Here is a 16512-nt window from a genome sequence, read left to right as displayed (position 1 = left end):
TCAGGCCATCCCCGGGAGCAGTTGAACCAGCAAGTCGATCAGCTTGATGCCGATGAACGGGGCGACGATGCCGCCCAGGCCGTAGATGTAGAGATTACGGCTGAGCAGCTTGGACGCCCTGCTGGGCGTATAGCGAACGCCTCTGAGCGCCAACGGAATCAGCGCGACGATGATGATCGCGTTGAAGATCACAGCCGACAGGATCGCGGACTGCGGGCTGTGCAACCGCATCACGTTGATCAGGTCCAGTCCGGGGAACAGCGCCACGAACATGGCCGGGATGATCGCAAAGTACTTGGCGATGTCGTTGGCGATGGAGAACGTGGTCAACGCGCCGCGGGTGATCAACAGCTGCTTACCGATTTCGACGATCTCGATGAGCTTAGTCGGATCGGAATCCAGATCCACCATGTTGCCGGCCTCTTTGGCCGCCGAGGTGCCGGTGTTCATCGCCACGCCGACGTCGGCCTGAGCCAGCGCGGGGGCGTCGTTGGTGCCGTCGCCGGTCATCGCGACCAAGCGCCCACCCTGCTGCTCCCGCTTGATGAGCATCAATTTGTCCTCGGGCGTTGCCTCGGCGAGGAAGTCGTCGACTCCCGCCTCCTCGGCGATCGCCTTGGCGGTCAACGGATTATCGCCGGTGATCATCACGGTCCGGATGCCCATCAGCCGCATCGCGTCGAACCGGCCGCGCATGCCCTGCTTCACCACGTCCTTGAGGTGGATCACGCCAAGCACGTCTGCGCTTTTAGCCACGCTGTCGCCGACCGAAATGACTTGGCCCACAACAAGTGGAGTGCCCCCGGCGGCTGCGATGCCGTCGACAATCTCACCGAGTTCGGCAGGAACGGTGCCGCCGTGACCGCGCACCCATTCGGCCACCGAATTGGCGGCACCCTTGCGCAGCTGGCGTCCGTCGAGGTCGACGCCCGACATCCGAGTCGCCGCACTGAATTCCACCCAGGAGGCGTTGGCCAGCTCGCCGGGAGTGCGAGCCCGCAGCCCGTAGACCTCTTTGGCGTAGACGACGACCGAACGGCCCTCGGGGGTTTCGTCGGCGAGGCTGGATAGTTGCGCGGCATCTGCCAGGTCACCGTGCGTCCGCCCGGGCATCGGGATGAACTCCGAGGCTTGGCGATTGCCCAACGTGATCGTTCCGGTCTTGTCCAGCAGCAAGGTGTTGACGTCACCGGCGGCCTCGACGGCGCGGCCGGACATGGCCAGCACGTTGCGTTGCACCAGTCGGTCCATGCCGGCGATGCCGATCGCCGACAGCAGCGCACCAATGGTGGTGGGAATCAGGCACACCAGCAAGGACACCAGCACGATGCCGCTGATCCCATTACCGTCCAGGGCCTGGCTGTCCGGCACACCGGGGTTGTTGGCCTTGGAGTAGATCGCCAACGGCTGCAGCGTCGCCACCGCGAACACGAAGATGATGGTCAGCGCGGCGAGCAGGATGTTGAGCGCTATCTCGTTGGGGGTCTTCTGCCGATTCGCGCCTTCGACGAGTGCGATCATCCGGTCGACGAAGCTCTCACCCGGCTTTTGGGTGATCTTGACGACGATGCGATCCGACAGCACCGTGGTCCCGCCGGTTACCGCTGAGCGGTCGCCGCCGGACTCCCGGATCACCGGCGCCGACTCACCGGTGATGGCCGATTCGTCCACTGAGGCAATACCTTCCACCACATCGCCGTCGCCGGGAATCACCTCGCCCGCGGCCACCACGACGATGTCACCCTGCGCCAACAGCGGCGCCGCGATGTCTTCGGTTGCGCCGCCGGCCCTTTCCAGATAGCCGGGCGACCAGTTCTTGAGCCGGTGCGCGATGGTATCGGCCTTCGACTTGCGCAGCGTGTCGGCCTGAGCCTTGCCGCGCCCTTCCGCGACCGCTTCGGCCAGGTTGGCGAAAAGCACTGTGAGCCATAGCCAGAACACGGTCAGCCAGCTGAACCAGCTGTCGTCACCGAATGCGAGCACCGTCGACCATACGGCGCCGATTTCCACGATGAACATCACCGGGTTGCGCCACAGGGTGCGCGGATCAAGCTTGCGCAGCGCGTCGGGTAGTGACTTCAGCAGTAGGCGTGGGTCGAGCAACCCGCCCTGCAGCTTTTCACCGGGTGAGTGGCCGCCGCGACGCCGCATGGTAATGGTCGCCACTCAATGGATCCCTTCAGCGAGCGGGCCGAGCGCCAGCGCGGGCAGGAACGTCAGGGCGACGAGGATGACCGTCACACCCACCAGCAGACCCACGAATTGCGGCTTGTGGGTGGGCAGGGTGCCGCTGGATTCGGGGGTCGCACCCTGACGCGCCAGCGAGCCGGCCAGCGCCAGCACCAGAATCATCGGCAGGAATCGACCGAACAGCATGGCCAGGCCCAAAGCCGTGTTGTACCAAACGGTATTGGCCGAAAGACCGGCGAACGCCGAGCCATTGTTGTTGGCCGCCGAGGTGAACGCGTAAAGCACTTCAGACAAGCCGTGCGGCCCGGTATTGGCCATGCCCGCGCGCTCACCTGGCAGCGCCATCGCGACGGCGGTGCCCACCAGCACGATGAGCGGCGTGATCAGGAAATAGCCCGAAGCCAGCTTCATTTCGCGGGGGTTGATCTTCTTGCCCAGGTACTCCGGTGTCCGGCCGACCATCAAGCCCGCGACGAAGACCGTGATGACCGCAAGGATCAGGATGCCGTACAGGCCAGAACCGGTGCCGCCCGGCGCCACCTCACCCAGCTGCATGTTGAACATCGCCATCATGCCGCCCAGGCTGCTGTACGAGTCGTGCACGGAATCGATTGCGCCGGTTGACGTCAACGTGGTCGTGTCGGCGAAGACGGCGGATTCGGCCACGCCGAAACGCTGCTCGACTCCCTCCATCGTCGAGCCCACCGCGCTCGGGACGGTGCCATGGTGCTGCAACTGGAAAACCATCATGAATGTGACGCTGATGGCTGCCATTACGCCGACGACGGCGGCAATCGCATAGCCTTGCTTCTTGCTGCCAACCATGCGGCCGAAGGTGCGGGGCAACGAGAACGCGATCACCAGCAACAGGAAGATCTCCAGCCAGTTCGTCCACGCCGTCGGGTTTTCGAACGGGTGCGAGGAGTTCGCGTTGTAGAAGCCGCCGCCGTTGGTGCCCAGCAGCTTTATCGTTTCCTGGCTGGCGACCGGTCCACCGGGGATGGTTTGTTGGCCACCGGCCAGCGTGGTGACCACCTGGTTGTTGAGATGAAAGTTTTGCACGGCGCCGCCGGCCACCAGTACCACGGCAGCCAGAACGGACATCGGCAGCAGAATGCGCAGTGTCCCGCGCACCAGGTCCACCCAGAAATTGCCGAGTTCGTTGGTGCGGTGGCGGGCAAACCCACGCACCAGCGCAACAGCGACGGCCATGCCGACGGCGGCAGACACGAAATTCTGCACCGCCAAACCGGCCATCTGCACCAGATGGCCTTGAGTGGATTCGCCGGAATAGGCCTGCCAGTTGGTATTTGTGACGAAGCTGACGGCCGTGTTCCATGCCAGCGCCGGCGTCATCTTGGTCGCCGGGTTCGAAAGATGCAGCGGCAACTTGTCCTGAACCAGCTGCAGGATGAACAGGAAGATCACGCTGACGGCCGAGAATGCCACCACGCTGCGGCCATACGTGACCCAGGTCTGCTCGGACTCCGGGTTGGCGCCGATCAGTCGGTAGATGAAACGTTCGGTGCGCGAATGCTTTTGGGAGCTGTAGACGCGATACATGTAGTCGCCCAACGGCACATGTACAGCCGCCAGCGCAACCACAAGCAGCGTAAGGAACACCACACCCGCCGTGTTGGCGCTCACTAGAACCGCTCCGGGAAGACCAGAGCAGCACCGAGCAGCAGCGCGATCAGCACGGACAAGGTAAGCCCAACGACGTTGGCGGCGCTCACAACTGTGACTTCAATCCGAAGTTCAACACGGCGCCGAGCGCGGCAAAGGCCGCCACCGTCAGCAACAGATAAATCACCACGGACATAGCTGTCTTTCGTCAGTGCGATCGACGATCGATTTGCGGGCACCATTGACCCAATCGGCAGGACACGGATGAGGCTAGGCCGCGGGCCGCCCCCGCGCATTCGTCCTTAACGGTTTCTTTACGGCTTGCCGCGCGGGTTTCGCGGAAATCGAATCACCGGCGCGTCGAACGTGGGGCTACGCACGGGATTTGACCGGGTCGTCGATCAGCGGAATCCGCACCCGAAAGACGGTTCGGCCACCGGCGGACTCGGCGGTCACCGAGCCGTGATGCGCCTTGACAATCGAGCTGACGATGGCCAGCCCGAGTCCGTTGCCCGACCCGTTGGTCCGGGACTTGTCGGCGCGAACGAACCGCTGGAATAGCCGCGGGAGGATCTCGGGGTCGATGTCGGGCCCGTCGTCCTCGACCGTCAGTTCGACGAACGGCGCGCCGGAGTCGTGATAGTGGCGGGTGATCGCGGTGGTTACCGTCACGCCGGGCGGCGTATGCACCCGGGCATTGGTGAGCAGGTTGCTGACGAGTTGGTGTAGCCGGTCTTGATCGCCGCGCACCCACACGGGCTCGTCGGGCAGGTTTTTGACCCAGTTGTGTGTTGGCGCTGCAACCGCCGCGTCGTTCACCGCCGTCATGGCGACGTCAGCCAAGTCGACGTCTTCGGTCTGCAGATCTTCTCCCTCGCTCAGACGGGAGAGCAGCAGCAGTTGGTCGACCAGCGACGTCATGCGCCGTGCTTCGGACTCGATGCGGGCCAGCGCGTACTCGGTGGTCGGCGGTAGTGCCGAACTGTCTTGACGGGTCAGTTCGGCGTACCCCTGAATTGACGCGAGTGGGGTCCGCAGTTCGTGGCTGGCGTCGGTGATGAATTGCCGCATCCGCAGGTCGGATTCGGCGCGATGCGCCAGCGCGCTATCGACGTTGTCCAGCAACCGATTCAGGGTGTGTCCGACGATTCCCACTTCGTTGTCCGGGTCGGTGTCTTGCGGCCGCACTCTGGTGCTGATGCGGTGATCGTCGCCGGTGAGCGGCATCGCGGCGACCTCCGCGGCGGTCGCCGCGACACGTTGCAGCGGTCGCAGGGCGAAGCCGACCACCCAAATCGTCAGTCCCGCCGTGATCAGCAGCGCGGTCGACACCAGGATGGTGGTGGTGATGTTCTTGCGGGCGATGATCTGCTTGGCCAGGTTCAGCGATACCCCGACAACCAGTACGTCGGATCCCTGGATGCTGCAGTCGACGCGGTAGGAGCCCAGGCTGCCGAACTTCTCGGTGTGCGGTGGCCCGTCGGTCCACTTCTGGGCTTGGATGGCGCGGACGACATCCGGCGGCGCCGGCCGTGACCCGTCCTCGGAGAACACGGCAGAGCCGACCACGACGCCGTCGTGCAGGACGGCGATCAGATTGCCCGGGGTTTGCCCGGGAAACTCGAGCAGCGCCTCGGCCACCGGGGGAGTGGTGGCGTGCGCCGGGGAATGTTCGCCCTTGCGGTAGCGGTCGTATGAGTGCGTGAAGGCGTGCAGGGATTTGGCCACCTCCGCGTCGTTCATGGTGGTGACATAGCCGCGGAGGGTCAGCACGGAGACGACGCCGACGGCGACCAACACGACGCTGACGACGAGCAATACGCCCAACAGCAATTGGCGGCGCAGCGAACGCGGAAGCCACCGGGGAGTGTTCCGGTCGTCGCTCATCGAGTAATTATTCGGGCGGTCGCAGCATGTATCCAACACCGCGCACAGTATGGATCATGGGCTCCCGGCCGGAGTCGATCTTCTTTCTCAGGTACGAGATGTACAGATCGACGATGCTGGTGCGGCCGGCGAAGTCGTAGTTCCAGACGCGGTCGAGGATCTCGGTTCGGCTCAGGGCGCGGCGGGGGTTGCGCATCAGGAAGCGAAGCAGCTCGAACTCGGTCGAGGAAAGCGATATCGGCTGGCCTGCGCGAGTGACTTCCCGGCTGGCGGTGTCGACTTTCAGATCGCCGACTTTGAGCGACTCGCCGGCCGGCGGACTCTGCTGGCTGGACCGTCGTAGCAAACCGCGCAGTCGGGCGACCAACTCCTCGAGGCTGAACGGTTTGGTCATGTAGTCGTCGGCGCCGGCGGTGAGGCCGGTGACCCGGTCCATGACCGAGTCGCGGGCGGTGAGGAACAGTGTGGGGGTGTAAGCGTCGGATTCGCGCACCCGCCGCAGAATGTGCAGGCCGTCGACGTCGGGCAGCATGATGTCGAGGACCAGGACGTCCGGAGCGACCTTGTCGAACTTGGCGATGGCGTCGCGCCCGTTGTGGGCGATCTCGACGTCCCAGCCTTCGTAGTGCAACGCCATCTTCACCAGATTGGTCAGCGCCGGTTCGTCATCAACCAGCAAAACACGGATCGGTGACCCGTCGGCTCGATAGATGCGTGGCAACTGCCCGAGGATGGCCTGGCGTGGCCGCTGGTTGCTCGCGTAACCCGTTATTGCGGTCATCGCTTTCATTCTTCCAAGCGCATATCCGGTTGTCACCGAGTTCATAGAGTACTCAAATGTCCGCGTGCCAAGCGGTGCGGCCCGCCGACCGGCCTATGGTTGCCATGGGCGCGAATGTCGTTATTACGCAATCGGTTTCACGATGCTGCCGGAGGTTTGACCGGGCACGGAATTTCACTGCTGATCAGACCGGTGCCGTGCCCGTCGGCAAGCACACCAGTCACATCAGCCACCTCAGTCTCTAGAGAGGCCGGCCCGCATTTATGGCCCCGCTTTTGGTACCGAAGTGGCCGGTGTGGCGATGGGCGAGACAAGGCTCAAACGCGAAAGCCCCCGAATCCGTAGGGATTCAGGGGCTTTGGCGACCGAACTAGGCCCAGCTGGAGCCGACGGCGCTGTCCGTGCTGGCCATGTTGCTGCTGGCCGTTTGGACCTTTTGGCCGTGGGCGTTGGCCTGTTCGTAGATCACCTGGAAGTTGCGTCCCAACTGGGTGATGAACTCCTGGCAGGCCACCGAACCGGCACCGCCCCAGAAGTCACCGGCAGCAAGCACATCGCGAATGATGGCCTGGTGCTCGGCTTCCAGCGAGGCAGCCTGGGCACGGATCAAGGCGCCGTGGGCATCCACATCGCCGAACTGGTAATTAATGGTCATATCGCTGTTCTCCTATCAAAGTCTTGGGCGACAACAAGTTTCGGGCTAGCTGCTGAGGATTTGCTGCGACGCCTGCTCTTGCTGCTCGTAGTTGTTGGCGTCGCGGATCAAGCCGTCGCGCACACCGTGCAGCATGTTCACGATGTTGCGGAAGGCCTGATTCATCTGACCCATGGTGTCGTAGGAGGTTGCCTCGGCGGCACCGCTCCAGCCCGCACCCGAGATGTTCTGCGAGGACGCCCACATGCGGCGGGCCTCGTCCTCAACTGTCTGGGCGTGGGTTTCAAAACGCCCCGCCATCGCCCGCATCGCGTGCGGGTCGGTCATAAAGCGCGTTGCCATATGAATGTCTCCTTATCTCGAAGTTGCGAAAACCACTTGAATAGTCAGTGCGGCCTGCTCAGACGGCTGACGTGTCCTCCCTTGTCGAATCAGACGACGACCTGCTTCGGCATGACGATCGGCTTGACGCCATACCTCGGCCCGGAGGCGTAGGCACCGGCGCCCTTGCCCGCTGCGACCATCCCCGGCCCGCCAGGCATTGCGGCAACCGGTGCGGCTTCCTCGGCGGCGGCGGTCCAGCCGCTACCTTCGGCAACCGTCGCGCCGACGGTGCTTGCCGGAGTGGCGGCGGACCAGCCGGCCGGCACGGACAATCCGCCGACCGTGCCCGCCTGGCCCAGGCTCGCCGTCGCCGCCGCGCCCAAGCCGCCGGTCGGTATCACCGAACTCACCATTGCCCCTTCCGCCACCGCCGCCTCACCGGCGACGGGCGCAACAGAGTCGGCGAGGGCGGCGGGCGTGAACCCTGCGACGGTGCCCATTGTTTTCCCCATCGCGAGCCCGTTCGGGATGGCGGCGAAGGTGAACCAGGCACCGGTGTTCACCACGCCGTTGATGGCGTTGAAAACGGATGGGGTGCCCAGGAAGCCGTCGATCGAGTTGATGAGGTCGGTCGGGGTAGCGAGAGCTGCCGGAGCCGCGACCGCATTCGCCAACGCCTGCACAGGCGTGGACGCGCTGGCCTGAGCGACCGACGCGGCTTGCAGGCCCTCGCCGGCCGGGTTGGTCGCCGGCGCCATCGGGATGACCGGTTGAAGGACGCCGGCCGCCAATGAGGCTGCCTGGTAGGTGTACATCATCGTGGCGTCTTGAATCCACATTTCGATGTAGTGGAGCTCGGTTGCCATGATCGCGGGCGTATTGATGCCCAGGAAGTTCGTCGCAACGAGCGTCGCCAGCAATGACCTGTTGGCGGCGATCACCGGCGGGGGCACCGTGGCCGCAAAGGCCGTTTCGTAAGCGGCGGCCGACGCGGTGGCCTGGACGCCCGCCTGCTCGGCGGCCCCCGCCGTGGTGGTCAGCCAACTCACGATGGGCTGGGCGGCGGCTGCCGCCGCTGCCGATCCGGCTCCCGTCCATTGCTCGGTCGTCAGTGCGGCGATTATGGACTCCCACTGGGTTGCAGTGGTGGTCAGCTCGGCGGCCAGGTTGTGCCAAGCTGTCGCGGCGGCCATGAGCGGTCCCGCGCCCGCGCCGGCGTACATCAAGGCGGAAGTGACTTCAGGCGGTATAGCCGCAAAATCCAAGACCATCGTTCTGTATCCCGTTTCTGTCGACTTGCTGGTTGTGGACTATGTGCGAATGGTCGGCGCCGGTTCTCAAACGGCTGTCGGCTTGGGCATGACGATGGGCTTGACGCCGTAGCGTGGGGCACCGAAGCCGGCGCTGCTACGTGCGCCCGTAACCATTCCGGGCATGCCTGGGACGATCGCCCCTGCGCCGGCCTGTGGCGCAGCGGCGGTCCAGCCGACTGTCTGTAGGGCCGTCGCAGAGCTGGTTGCCGAAGTGACCGTGCCGGCCCAACTGGGCGGGACTGACAACCTGTTGCCCACCATGGTGGCCTGGCCCACCGCGGCCACCGGCATCGCGCCGCCCATACCGGCCATGCCGCCGGCCGGCGCAACCCCAGCCGTGGCCGGCGACGTCGCGTTGGCCAGCTCCGCGGCCGCAGCCGCATCGGCCTCAGGCGCATTCAGCAAACTGCCAAGACCAAGCAGGTTAGATCCAGCAGACGCCCAGTTCCCGCCGCCGATGTTGAGGATGTTGGCGAAGTTACCGGACAGGCCCAACGCCCCGCCGAGACCTGGCGCGCTGGTCGGGACGGGTCCGCCGAGGAGCCAGGAGAGGAAGTCGAGGGGGCCTCCGCCACCAGGAAGAGCGGCTTGGGCGGCGTTCGCGGCTTCCGTTGCGCTGTAGGTGGTCGAGCTGGTGCCCAGGGTGCTCACATACTGCTCTTGAATTGTCTGAGCTTCGGCGGCGATCGTCTGGTACTGCGATCCGAAAGTCGCGAATATCGCAGCCTGTTGCGCCGACACCGGATCAGCTGCTGCGGGAAGAATCGTGGTCGTGGGAGCCGCAGCACCCAAGTTCTGCGCCGTCAGGTTACTGGTGATTCCCCCCAACAGCGCTTGTGCGGCGAGCAACTCTTCAGGAAGTGCTGTCAGAAACGACATCTATTGCTCCTCGTCGTTCGAAAGTGTCTATCCCAGGCGGTAAATCGACCCTGTGCGTTCGCGTAACGGCCCCTGTGCGTTGGCGGTAAGGCTAACGACCCCTGACTCCACATTCCGGATCGAAAGGGCCAGGGTGACAGCCGTTTACGGCTTCTTAACGAGAAGGCTTGCAGTTTTAACAAGCTTCCGTCGGGCGACATAGAGATGTCACCTTCGCGAGCTCAGCAACCTAGGAATAGGCGCGCCGCGCGCGCATCCTAGCCGACCCTCGTCCGTGATGCACATCGCGGATTCGGCGTGCGAGGGTGGGGCGCGATGCCACTGATCCGGACTCGGTCGCGCTGGGGCACCACAAGGTGTCTTTGGTGCGGTATTGATGCTGGGGGTGCAGTAGTGTTCGGCCGTGCGAACCAAAGGGATCCTCATCGCAGTGGCCCTTATCGCGGCCATCTCGTCCGCCGGATTGACGTTGCTGCCGTGGATCGATTTCGGCTACATGGGCAACCCGCTGCTGCGGTGGAATGGTCTCGGCCTGTTCGTCGGCCAATTCCCTGGCCTTGACGGCACAAAGGTACGCGTCGTCAGTGTTCCGGGATGGTTTGTCCTGATCGCCTCAGTTACGGCCGCTGCCACGATCATCGGCGCGACGCGGCTGCGCTGGCTCGGGTTCATTGCGCGCGGATGCGCGCTGGTCGCCTTTGTCGCTGCCGTTGTGGGCTTGGCGTTTCCGGGCCTGATCGTCGGCGATGTCAGGGACTCGCTTGGTATACCCGCGATCTATGACCGCCACTTACTCAACTCCGCCCCACTTATTACGGAAGTCGCAACCACGGCTGTTCTCGCGATCTGCATCGCACTCATTGATGTCAAGCGTCCAACTCGAGCGATGACGACCAGGGTCGGACACGGAATCGGGCATCGTTAAACGCGGGGTCGGGTGGGATCGATCCTTCGGTGGTGGTTCAGGTAAATGCTCTGCTAGACAACGGGATCCCACGTGGAAGCCACTGAGAGTGCAGTCACGGATGAGGCACACCACCGCGTCCCTGGCGGTCAGCGCTGGCGGCTAACGTCAACCTCGTGCGACGGCTCCATGGACACGCGACAGCGGCGATTACGTTCGACCGACACGCCATCTCCTCAACGAAAATTTGAGCGGCGTGGCTGACGCGCTGGTAAAGGCTATCGACCAGAAAAGGAGCCGACGGCAGGCGCGAAATAGGCTCTAAGCTGCACAGCCCCCATAGCCCAATTGGCAGAGGCAGCGGACTTAAAATCCGCCCAGTGTCGGTTCGAGTCCGACTGGGGGCACGAGTGTTCTGGCAGGTCAGGGATGTCTCGTGGCCAGGACACAGTAGGTGTCAGGGGCCAGCCAGCCCTCCGCGTCCACATCGCGTCCACAGATGTTTGTGCTGTGCTTCGTACCGCCAGCGACGGCAACGTGCGGTCCAACGAGGACGAAACGGCTCGCGGGCTACGTGTTGGTCTCTACGAGCGCAATCTCGTCGTCGTCCAGGCCGAAGACCCCGTAGACCGCCTTGTCGATCTCGGAGTCCAGCCGCCGTATCTCTTCGGTATGCGTGGTGCAGAGGGCCTGGTACTTGTCGTAGACCTCGCGCAACTCGTCCTTCTTCTTCAGGGAACCTTTAAGAGCCATCACCTGAAGGAACTCATCGAACGGCAGCCGCCACCAGCCGACAAGACGGCTCTTGAGACCCTTACCGAATTCGGCCTTCAACAGATCGTTGAACTTCGCGGAATCGCTAAGCAGCTTCGCCTGCTGCACTTGCATCTCGTCGACCAGCGCGCCGATCTTGTCCTGCACCTCGGACGAGGCTTTAGGCAGGGGGTAGTTCTTCAGGTCATCGTTGACGATCTTGGGAAACAGCGTCCGGTTGCCCTTCGATGCGCGCCTCTGGTGGTAGAAACCCATCACTTTAGAGTTGAGGAGCGCGGCGGCGAATTTCAGCGAGTAGCCTCCATCCTTCGGCAGAAGGTTCAGGATGCTCTTGTTGTTGAGGTACGTCTCTTCTGTGTAAACCGCATTGAGCACGTGCGGGTACACGCCGCTGATCTCGCGAATGAGCACACGCGGCCCGTCGAAGTATCTGAATTCCTTCGGCTGCGAGAGCCACACGCCCCAGCGCATCCACAGGCCAGACCAGAGCAGCTTGTAACGGCCAACATCACCGCCTGCCAAGTAGCGGTAGGTGTCATCGTCAAACTTGTGGTCGTAGTCGTAAATGTGGTTCTCGACATCTTCCTTCGACTGAACCGGGGTGCCTCTTCCGGTCTCGTAGGCTTGCAAGCCGACTCGCGGCTCGTACTTGTCCTTGAACCTTTGCTCAAGCTTGTCAAGCCGGTCCATCAGTTTGTGCTCAGCCTGCTTGCTCTTGAGGTCGATAATGAGCTTTTGCGTCCCCAGCCATCGCTCCTGCGGCACGACTTCGTAGTCAGTACTCTCGATACGCTGCTCGTACACGGTTTGGAACTTGACCGTGTTTCCTTCCGGTGGCTTCTTCTGCAGCGTGAAAATCACTGTCTCGACATTGATCTTGGGGAAGCTCTCACCCACCAAGTTGACGAAGCTGTGCAACGACGTTTCCTTCAGGAGTAGCTCGCGAAGCTTGCGTGCAGACTCCATGCCCAGCCAGGAGTTTGGTACCACGAAGCCGAAAAAGCCTCCATCCTTTAGCAATTGGAGAGACCGCTCCATGAACAGCATGTAGAGGTTAACTTTCTCCTGAACGGTGTTGTACTTTGCTCGCACCCATTCGTCGATCTCGTCGAGCACGTTGTCGCGTGAGCGGACGTAGGGCGGATTGCCGACGATCACGTCGAAGCCGCCGTTTTTCATCACTTCAGGAAACTGCTCTTCCCAAACGAAAGCCTTGTCGCCCACCACAGCTGGATCATCCACGAGACTGTTGCCGTTACGGATCGTGGCATCCAATGCCGTCAGCTTCTTACCCTTCTGGGCGGTTGCGAGCCAGAGACTCAGCTTGGTGATCTCCACTGATTCTTCGTTGACGTCAACACCGAAAATGTTGTCGCTGAGGATATTTCGTACAAAATCTTCGTGCGAGTATAGGCCGATTTCAAGAATGTCATCAACGCGCAAGTTCTCGGCCAGCAAGTAGCTGAAGACATAGACAAGGAAGGCACCGCTACCGCAAGCAGGGTCAAGAACCTTGATGTTCTGCAGGATATGTTGGTACTCAACGTAAACCTTGCGCTGGCGGTCTTCATAGACTTTCGGCGTCAGATCTTCCTTGAGTCGGTGCTTGACCTTGAGTTCATCCTCTTTCCGCCGCAGATACTCGCCCAGAGTGTTGTCAACGATGTACCGAACGATGTAGTCCGGCGTATAAAAGATGCCCTCTTTCTTCCGCTTGCCTACCTTCGGTTCCGGCAGCGGCTTCTCAAAGATGTTTTCGTCGTTCCAGATTTCGCGCTTCAGCGCCTCCAAGTCAGTGATTGACTGCTCGAAGATGTGCCCCAAGATCGTGACGGTCAGGTCTTCCACAAACCCGTATTTGGTCAACGCGGTAAGCCGCTTCAGGGGCTCGTCCGAGATTTCAAGCGCGTTGAGCGCGGCATCCTCGGCGAATAATCCGCCGTTGTATCCGTCTGGAATTCCTAGCTTTTCGCTACCACTGTTGATTGCGGAGAAGAATCTCTTCAACCATGCCCAAAGTTGGTCTGGCTCATCGATCGGTGAGCTCTCGGCGAACTGCTCGACACGCACGACGATATCGTCTGGCAGCAGACCGCTGTCCTCGGCAAAGCACGCAAAGACGATGCGGTCGATGATCGTCTGCGCCTTCTCAATTGCTCGGTCGAACTGGGTGCGTGTTTTTGGGTTTCGCCGCCAGATGTCACGCAGCAGTTCCTCACGTGCAAACTTGTAGTCAGCGTAAAACTGCTCGCTGATGTCCTCCTGCTCCATGCGAATGTCGCTGAGGAGAAGTTCTGTTTCCGACTTACCGTGTGCCGCCGTGAAATTGTCCGCGTGCAGCAGCACATACCACGTCTTGAACTTGAGGTAGTCGTCTTCTGGATCGACAAGGTCGTCCAGCGTCCAGACCTCGCGGTCAAGCCGGTTGTCGTTGTACAGCCGGAACTCGTAGAAGTTGCTAACAACGACGAACGGGCACGAGCGGTATTGCGTTTTGTAATCGAACGCTTGTTCGACTGGGCTTCGGTTGTTGTGGCCTTGCTGCGGCTTGTCAAGATCGACCGCCGCACCTTTGAGCTCCACCACGGCGGAGACGTTTGCAATTTTGGCCAGGACATCCGTGTGTCCTAACAGTGCATCGGGGAAGTCGCCCTCGACCGTCGTGCTCTTGGGCTCGAAGGTGTATGGGTTCGCAGGCTTCTCCTTATAGCCCAGGACCTTGATAAAGAAGTCCTGGTTGTACTGCTGCTCTCGACTGGTCTCTTTGTCCTTCTTGAGCGAGCCGTGGTGATAGTCGTTGTGTCAGGTCGTGACTATGTCGATAGCCCACTGCACGTCTGCCGTCGCAATCTTCTGCGCGCGCTCGCGCAATTTGTTCTTGCCGAACAAGCTGGCCATGACGTGCAGCTTAGTCGTGCGGCCGGGCACATCCTGCGAGGTCCAGGCAATGATTTCGTCGAGCAACACCGAGTCAAGATCACTGACCCACGTTGGTGCTGCTCCTTGGCTACCCATGTAGTTGTATGACGTTCTCTGAGCGGGAGCGGTTCCTCGTGGTGCCGACCGAGTATTTGGCGGGGACGCCTCGGCCGACCTTCGGCGCCGACAGCTCGTCCTCGTTGATGTAGTCCGCGTAGGTGGTTAGCGTCAGTACGAAGGTGGAGTGACCCAGCCACTTGCTTACCTGCATGTAGTGCTCGCCTGCGCTCAGGTTCATCGTTGCGAAGGTGTGGCGCAGATCGTGAAACCGTACGGACCCTAGACCGCATTCCCGGCAGGCCTGCGCGAAATAGTGCTCATGCAGACTGCCCGCGTGAACCGGCTTGGCCCAATCGAACACATAGCGATTGCGACGGCCAGGAAACAGGGGAGCGTGCGGTATGTACTTGTTGCCCGCCGCGTTGGTGGCAGAGAACGGGTGAATTCGGGACAAGTAGTCCCTCATATCATCTGCCAGCCACGGCGCTAGCGGCACTACGCGATCCGAGCTGGCTTCACTCTTGGGCGTGCCGTAGATCCATTCCCGGCCCTTGCGCTTGGCGGTGCGAACTACTCGGATGCTCCCAACCGTGGCGGGGAGGGTGGACAAGGTGACGTCCTGTATCTGCAGACCCTGTAGCTCGCTGGCCCGAACGCCGGTATGCGCCGCGAACAGCACCGCCAGCGCGTACACCTGATTGCCGCGGCCTTGGGAGCCGTTTCGCTCAATCCAGTCGACTACCGCCGCTACCTGGTTAGCTGTAAGCGGACGGTGCTTGAAGGGTGCCTTGCCGTCTGAGGTAACACGGCGCTTGGTGGTGTACCTGCGGCCCGCTATCACCGGATTGCCGGCAATGGCCTGGTCGTCGACAGCGGTGTCCAGGATGCGCCGCAGAGTTCCTATAATGTGCTTCACCGTCTTAGGAGAGCGCGTCACCTTCTGCCCGCCCTGGTCTCGTTGATGCGGCTTTAGCAGGGCAGCGCGGAACGAAGTCACATCGGCTGTCGTGATGGAAGCAACTGGCCTGCTACCGAATACAGGCCCAATGTGGGTGCGATAAATCTTCTCGTAACCCTCGATGGTCGAGTCGTCTACAGTGCCGACCAAGCTCTCGAAGTACTGCTTCGCGTAGCCGCCTAAAGGTCGATTGGCTTTGGCCTTCTGGCTGCTCGGGTCTACACCGCGTCCACTTTCCAGCTGATCCTCGACCTTGCGGAGATGAGTCTTCGCTTTACGCTCGGTGTCGAACGTCTCTGAGGTCTGCTTGAACTGGCCAGTCGGTGCACCGAAATCATCACGAACAGGCTCACGCCAGCGCACCTGATAGGACACAACGGGATTGCCGAACTTATCCAGCTTGCCTGTTACGCGCTTGCGAATCGTTGCGGCCATTATGCGAGCTCCGTTCCTGTGGAGTGAGCGGTCCTCTCTTCTGCGGGCGAGTCCTCGTCGTCTATCGGCTCCGGAGGACAGTAGTCCTTGCACGTCGGCTCACCGCAGGGCTGCGGCTCAGTCTCCGCCGGGGTGTCCTGCTTGTCGTCCTGCTGTTGCTCGCGGTTCATCAAGCCACACCTTCCCTTTCCAGCACACCGCGCACCGTGCTGTAACTCCATGTGTCACTACGCGGTGCAGAAATGCCGTCGTGGTCCAAAGCTCTCGCGATTGCCTTGGTCCCTAGACCGCCAGCGCGCAAATGGACGATGCGCCGTACCGTGGCGCGATCAATGGTCGAGGGCTTGCCGAGCTGCTTTCCGGCTTGCCGGGCCTTGATGAGCCCCTGTTTGGTGCGCTTGGAAATGAGCTCGCGTTCTTCCTCTGCTACAAGCAGTCTGGCGTGTGCGACCAGTTGCGATACTGTGTCGCTATCGGTTCCGTCCAGGCCCACAATGCGCCAGCCTTCGGCCTTGGCATCGGCTACCAGCTTCGCTCCGTCAGCCATACTGCGGGATGAGCGGTCAAGGGTGTTGACTACCAACACATTCGCGATACCGGCCTGGATAGCGCTCAAAGCGGCAATGCGTCCGTACAACTTATCGGTCTTGCGTCCGCTCATCACGTCGATGTGCAGGCCAACCAGCTGCAGGCCGTGGTCTCTGCAGAACTGTTCGACTTGATCCCGTTGTGCCTGTAGGCCGTAACCGTTTTCGGCCTGTCTGTTGGTCGAGACTCGTAGGTAGCCTATTGCTCTCGGTGCTTGGC

Annotated in this window: 14 protein-coding genes, 1 tRNA gene and 2 pseudogenes; 3 read left to right on the top strand and 14 right to left on the bottom strand. The window is 61.9% G+C overall.

What is annotated here, in order from left to right; all coding sequences use genetic code 11:
* The 9 genes from kdpB to AC5Y2L_RS25385 all read right to left on the bottom strand — a co-directional run bounded on the left by kdpB (position 1) and on the right by AC5Y2L_RS25385 (position 9655).
* On the bottom strand, positions 1-2151 hold the full coding sequence (gene kdpB / locus AC5Y2L_RS25425; protein ID WP_499938099.1) for a potassium-transporting ATPase subunit KdpB: 2151 nt from the start codon (positions 2149-2151) through the stop codon (positions 1-3).
* A gap of 15 nt (positions 2152-2166) precedes the next feature.
* Positions 2167-3837 carry a potassium-transporting ATPase subunit KdpA gene (kdpA, locus tag AC5Y2L_RS25420; RefSeq protein WP_499938064.1) on the bottom strand — a complete coding sequence of 557 codons (1671 nt, stop codon included), beginning with the start codon at positions 3835-3837 and terminating at the stop codon, positions 2167-2169.
* Positions 3837-3926: a potassium-transporting ATPase subunit F gene (locus tag AC5Y2L_RS25415; RefSeq protein WP_499938066.1), complete on the bottom strand. Its 90-nt coding sequence runs from the start codon at positions 3924-3926 to the stop codon at positions 3837-3839. Before AC5Y2L_RS25415 ends, kdpA begins: the two co-directional genes overlap by 1 nt.
* Positions 3927-4188: 262 nt before the next feature.
* A complete protein-coding gene (locus tag AC5Y2L_RS25410; RefSeq protein ID WP_499938068.1) occupies positions 4189-5703 on the bottom strand; it encodes a sensor histidine kinase in 1515 nt (504 codons plus the stop codon).
* Between the two features lie 7 nt (positions 5704-5710).
* On the bottom strand, positions 5711-6484 hold the full coding sequence (locus AC5Y2L_RS25405) for a response regulator transcription factor (protein ID WP_499938070.1): 774 nt from the start codon (positions 6482-6484) through the stop codon (positions 5711-5713).
* A gap of 370 nt (positions 6485-6854) precedes the next feature.
* Positions 6855-7139 carry a WXG100 family type VII secretion target gene (locus AC5Y2L_RS25400; RefSeq protein ID WP_499938072.1) on the bottom strand — a complete coding sequence of 95 codons (285 nt, stop codon included), beginning with the start codon at positions 7137-7139 and terminating at the stop codon, positions 6855-6857.
* Positions 7140-7184: 45 nt separating this feature from the next.
* The gene (locus AC5Y2L_RS25395) at positions 7185-7481 is read right to left on the bottom strand and encodes a WXG100 family type VII secretion target (protein WP_499937806.1); all 297 of its coding nucleotides are present in this window, start codon (positions 7479-7481) and stop codon (positions 7185-7187) included.
* 89 nt (positions 7482-7570) lie between these two features.
* Entirely contained in the window at positions 7571-8734 is a 1164-nt protein-coding gene (locus AC5Y2L_RS25390; RefSeq protein WP_499938074.1) for a PPE family protein, read from the bottom strand.
* Positions 8735-8800: 66 nt separating this feature from the next.
* Positions 8801-9655 carry a PPE family protein, SVP subgroup gene (locus AC5Y2L_RS25385; protein ID WP_499938076.1) on the bottom strand — a complete coding sequence of 285 codons (855 nt, stop codon included), beginning with the start codon at positions 9653-9655 and terminating at the stop codon, positions 8801-8803.
* A 403-nt stretch (positions 9656-10058) separates the two neighbouring features.
* Between AC5Y2L_RS25385 and AC5Y2L_RS25380 the strand changes: the two genes are divergently transcribed.
* The 3 genes and pseudogenes from AC5Y2L_RS25380 to AC5Y2L_RS25370 all read left to right on the top strand — a co-directional run bounded on the left by AC5Y2L_RS25380 (position 10059) and on the right by AC5Y2L_RS25370 (position 10966).
* Entirely contained in the window at positions 10059-10580 is a 522-nt protein-coding gene (locus AC5Y2L_RS25380) for a hypothetical protein (RefSeq protein ID WP_499938078.1), read from the top strand.
* A 100-nt stretch (positions 10581-10680) separates the two neighbouring features.
* Positions 10681-10842, top strand: a pseudogene (locus AC5Y2L_RS25375) (site-specific integrase); the annotation flags it as partial.
* A 50-nt stretch (positions 10843-10892) separates the two neighbouring features.
* Positions 10893-10966 (top strand) — tRNA-Leu (locus AC5Y2L_RS25370).
* A gap of 163 nt (positions 10967-11129) precedes the next feature.
* Here AC5Y2L_RS25370 and AC5Y2L_RS25365 read toward each other — a convergent pair.
* The 5 genes and pseudogenes from AC5Y2L_RS25365 to AC5Y2L_RS25345 form a co-directional block, all read right to left on the bottom strand.
* Positions 11130-12023, bottom strand: coding sequence for a TaqI-like C-terminal specificity domain-containing protein (locus AC5Y2L_RS25365; RefSeq protein WP_499945228.1), 894 nt, complete (start codon positions 12021-12023; stop codon positions 11130-11132).
* A gap of 150 nt (positions 12024-12173) precedes the next feature.
* A pseudogene (locus tag AC5Y2L_RS25360) lies at positions 12174-14084 on the bottom strand (Eco57I restriction-modification methylase domain-containing protein); the annotation flags it as partial.
* A gap of 51 nt (positions 14085-14135) precedes the next feature.
* Positions 14136-14300 (bottom strand): hypothetical protein, encoded by a 165-nt coding sequence (locus tag AC5Y2L_RS25355; protein WP_499938080.1) that lies wholly within the window; start codon positions 14298-14300, stop codon positions 14136-14138.
* Between the two features lie 40 nt (positions 14301-14340).
* The gene (locus tag AC5Y2L_RS25350; protein ID WP_499938082.1) at positions 14341-15705 is read right to left on the bottom strand and encodes a tyrosine-type recombinase/integrase; all 1365 of its coding nucleotides are present in this window, start codon (positions 15703-15705) and stop codon (positions 14341-14343) included.
* Between the two features lie 169 nt (positions 15706-15874).
* The coding region (locus tag AC5Y2L_RS25345) for a recombinase family protein (RefSeq protein ID WP_499938084.1) at positions 15875-16512 on the bottom strand (638 nt) is incomplete at its 5' end.

This window comes from Mycobacterium sp. NGS66, from assembly GCF_059812225.1.
Note: the sequence above shows the minus strand (reverse complement) of the source record. Positions and strands in the feature narration are given on the sequence as shown.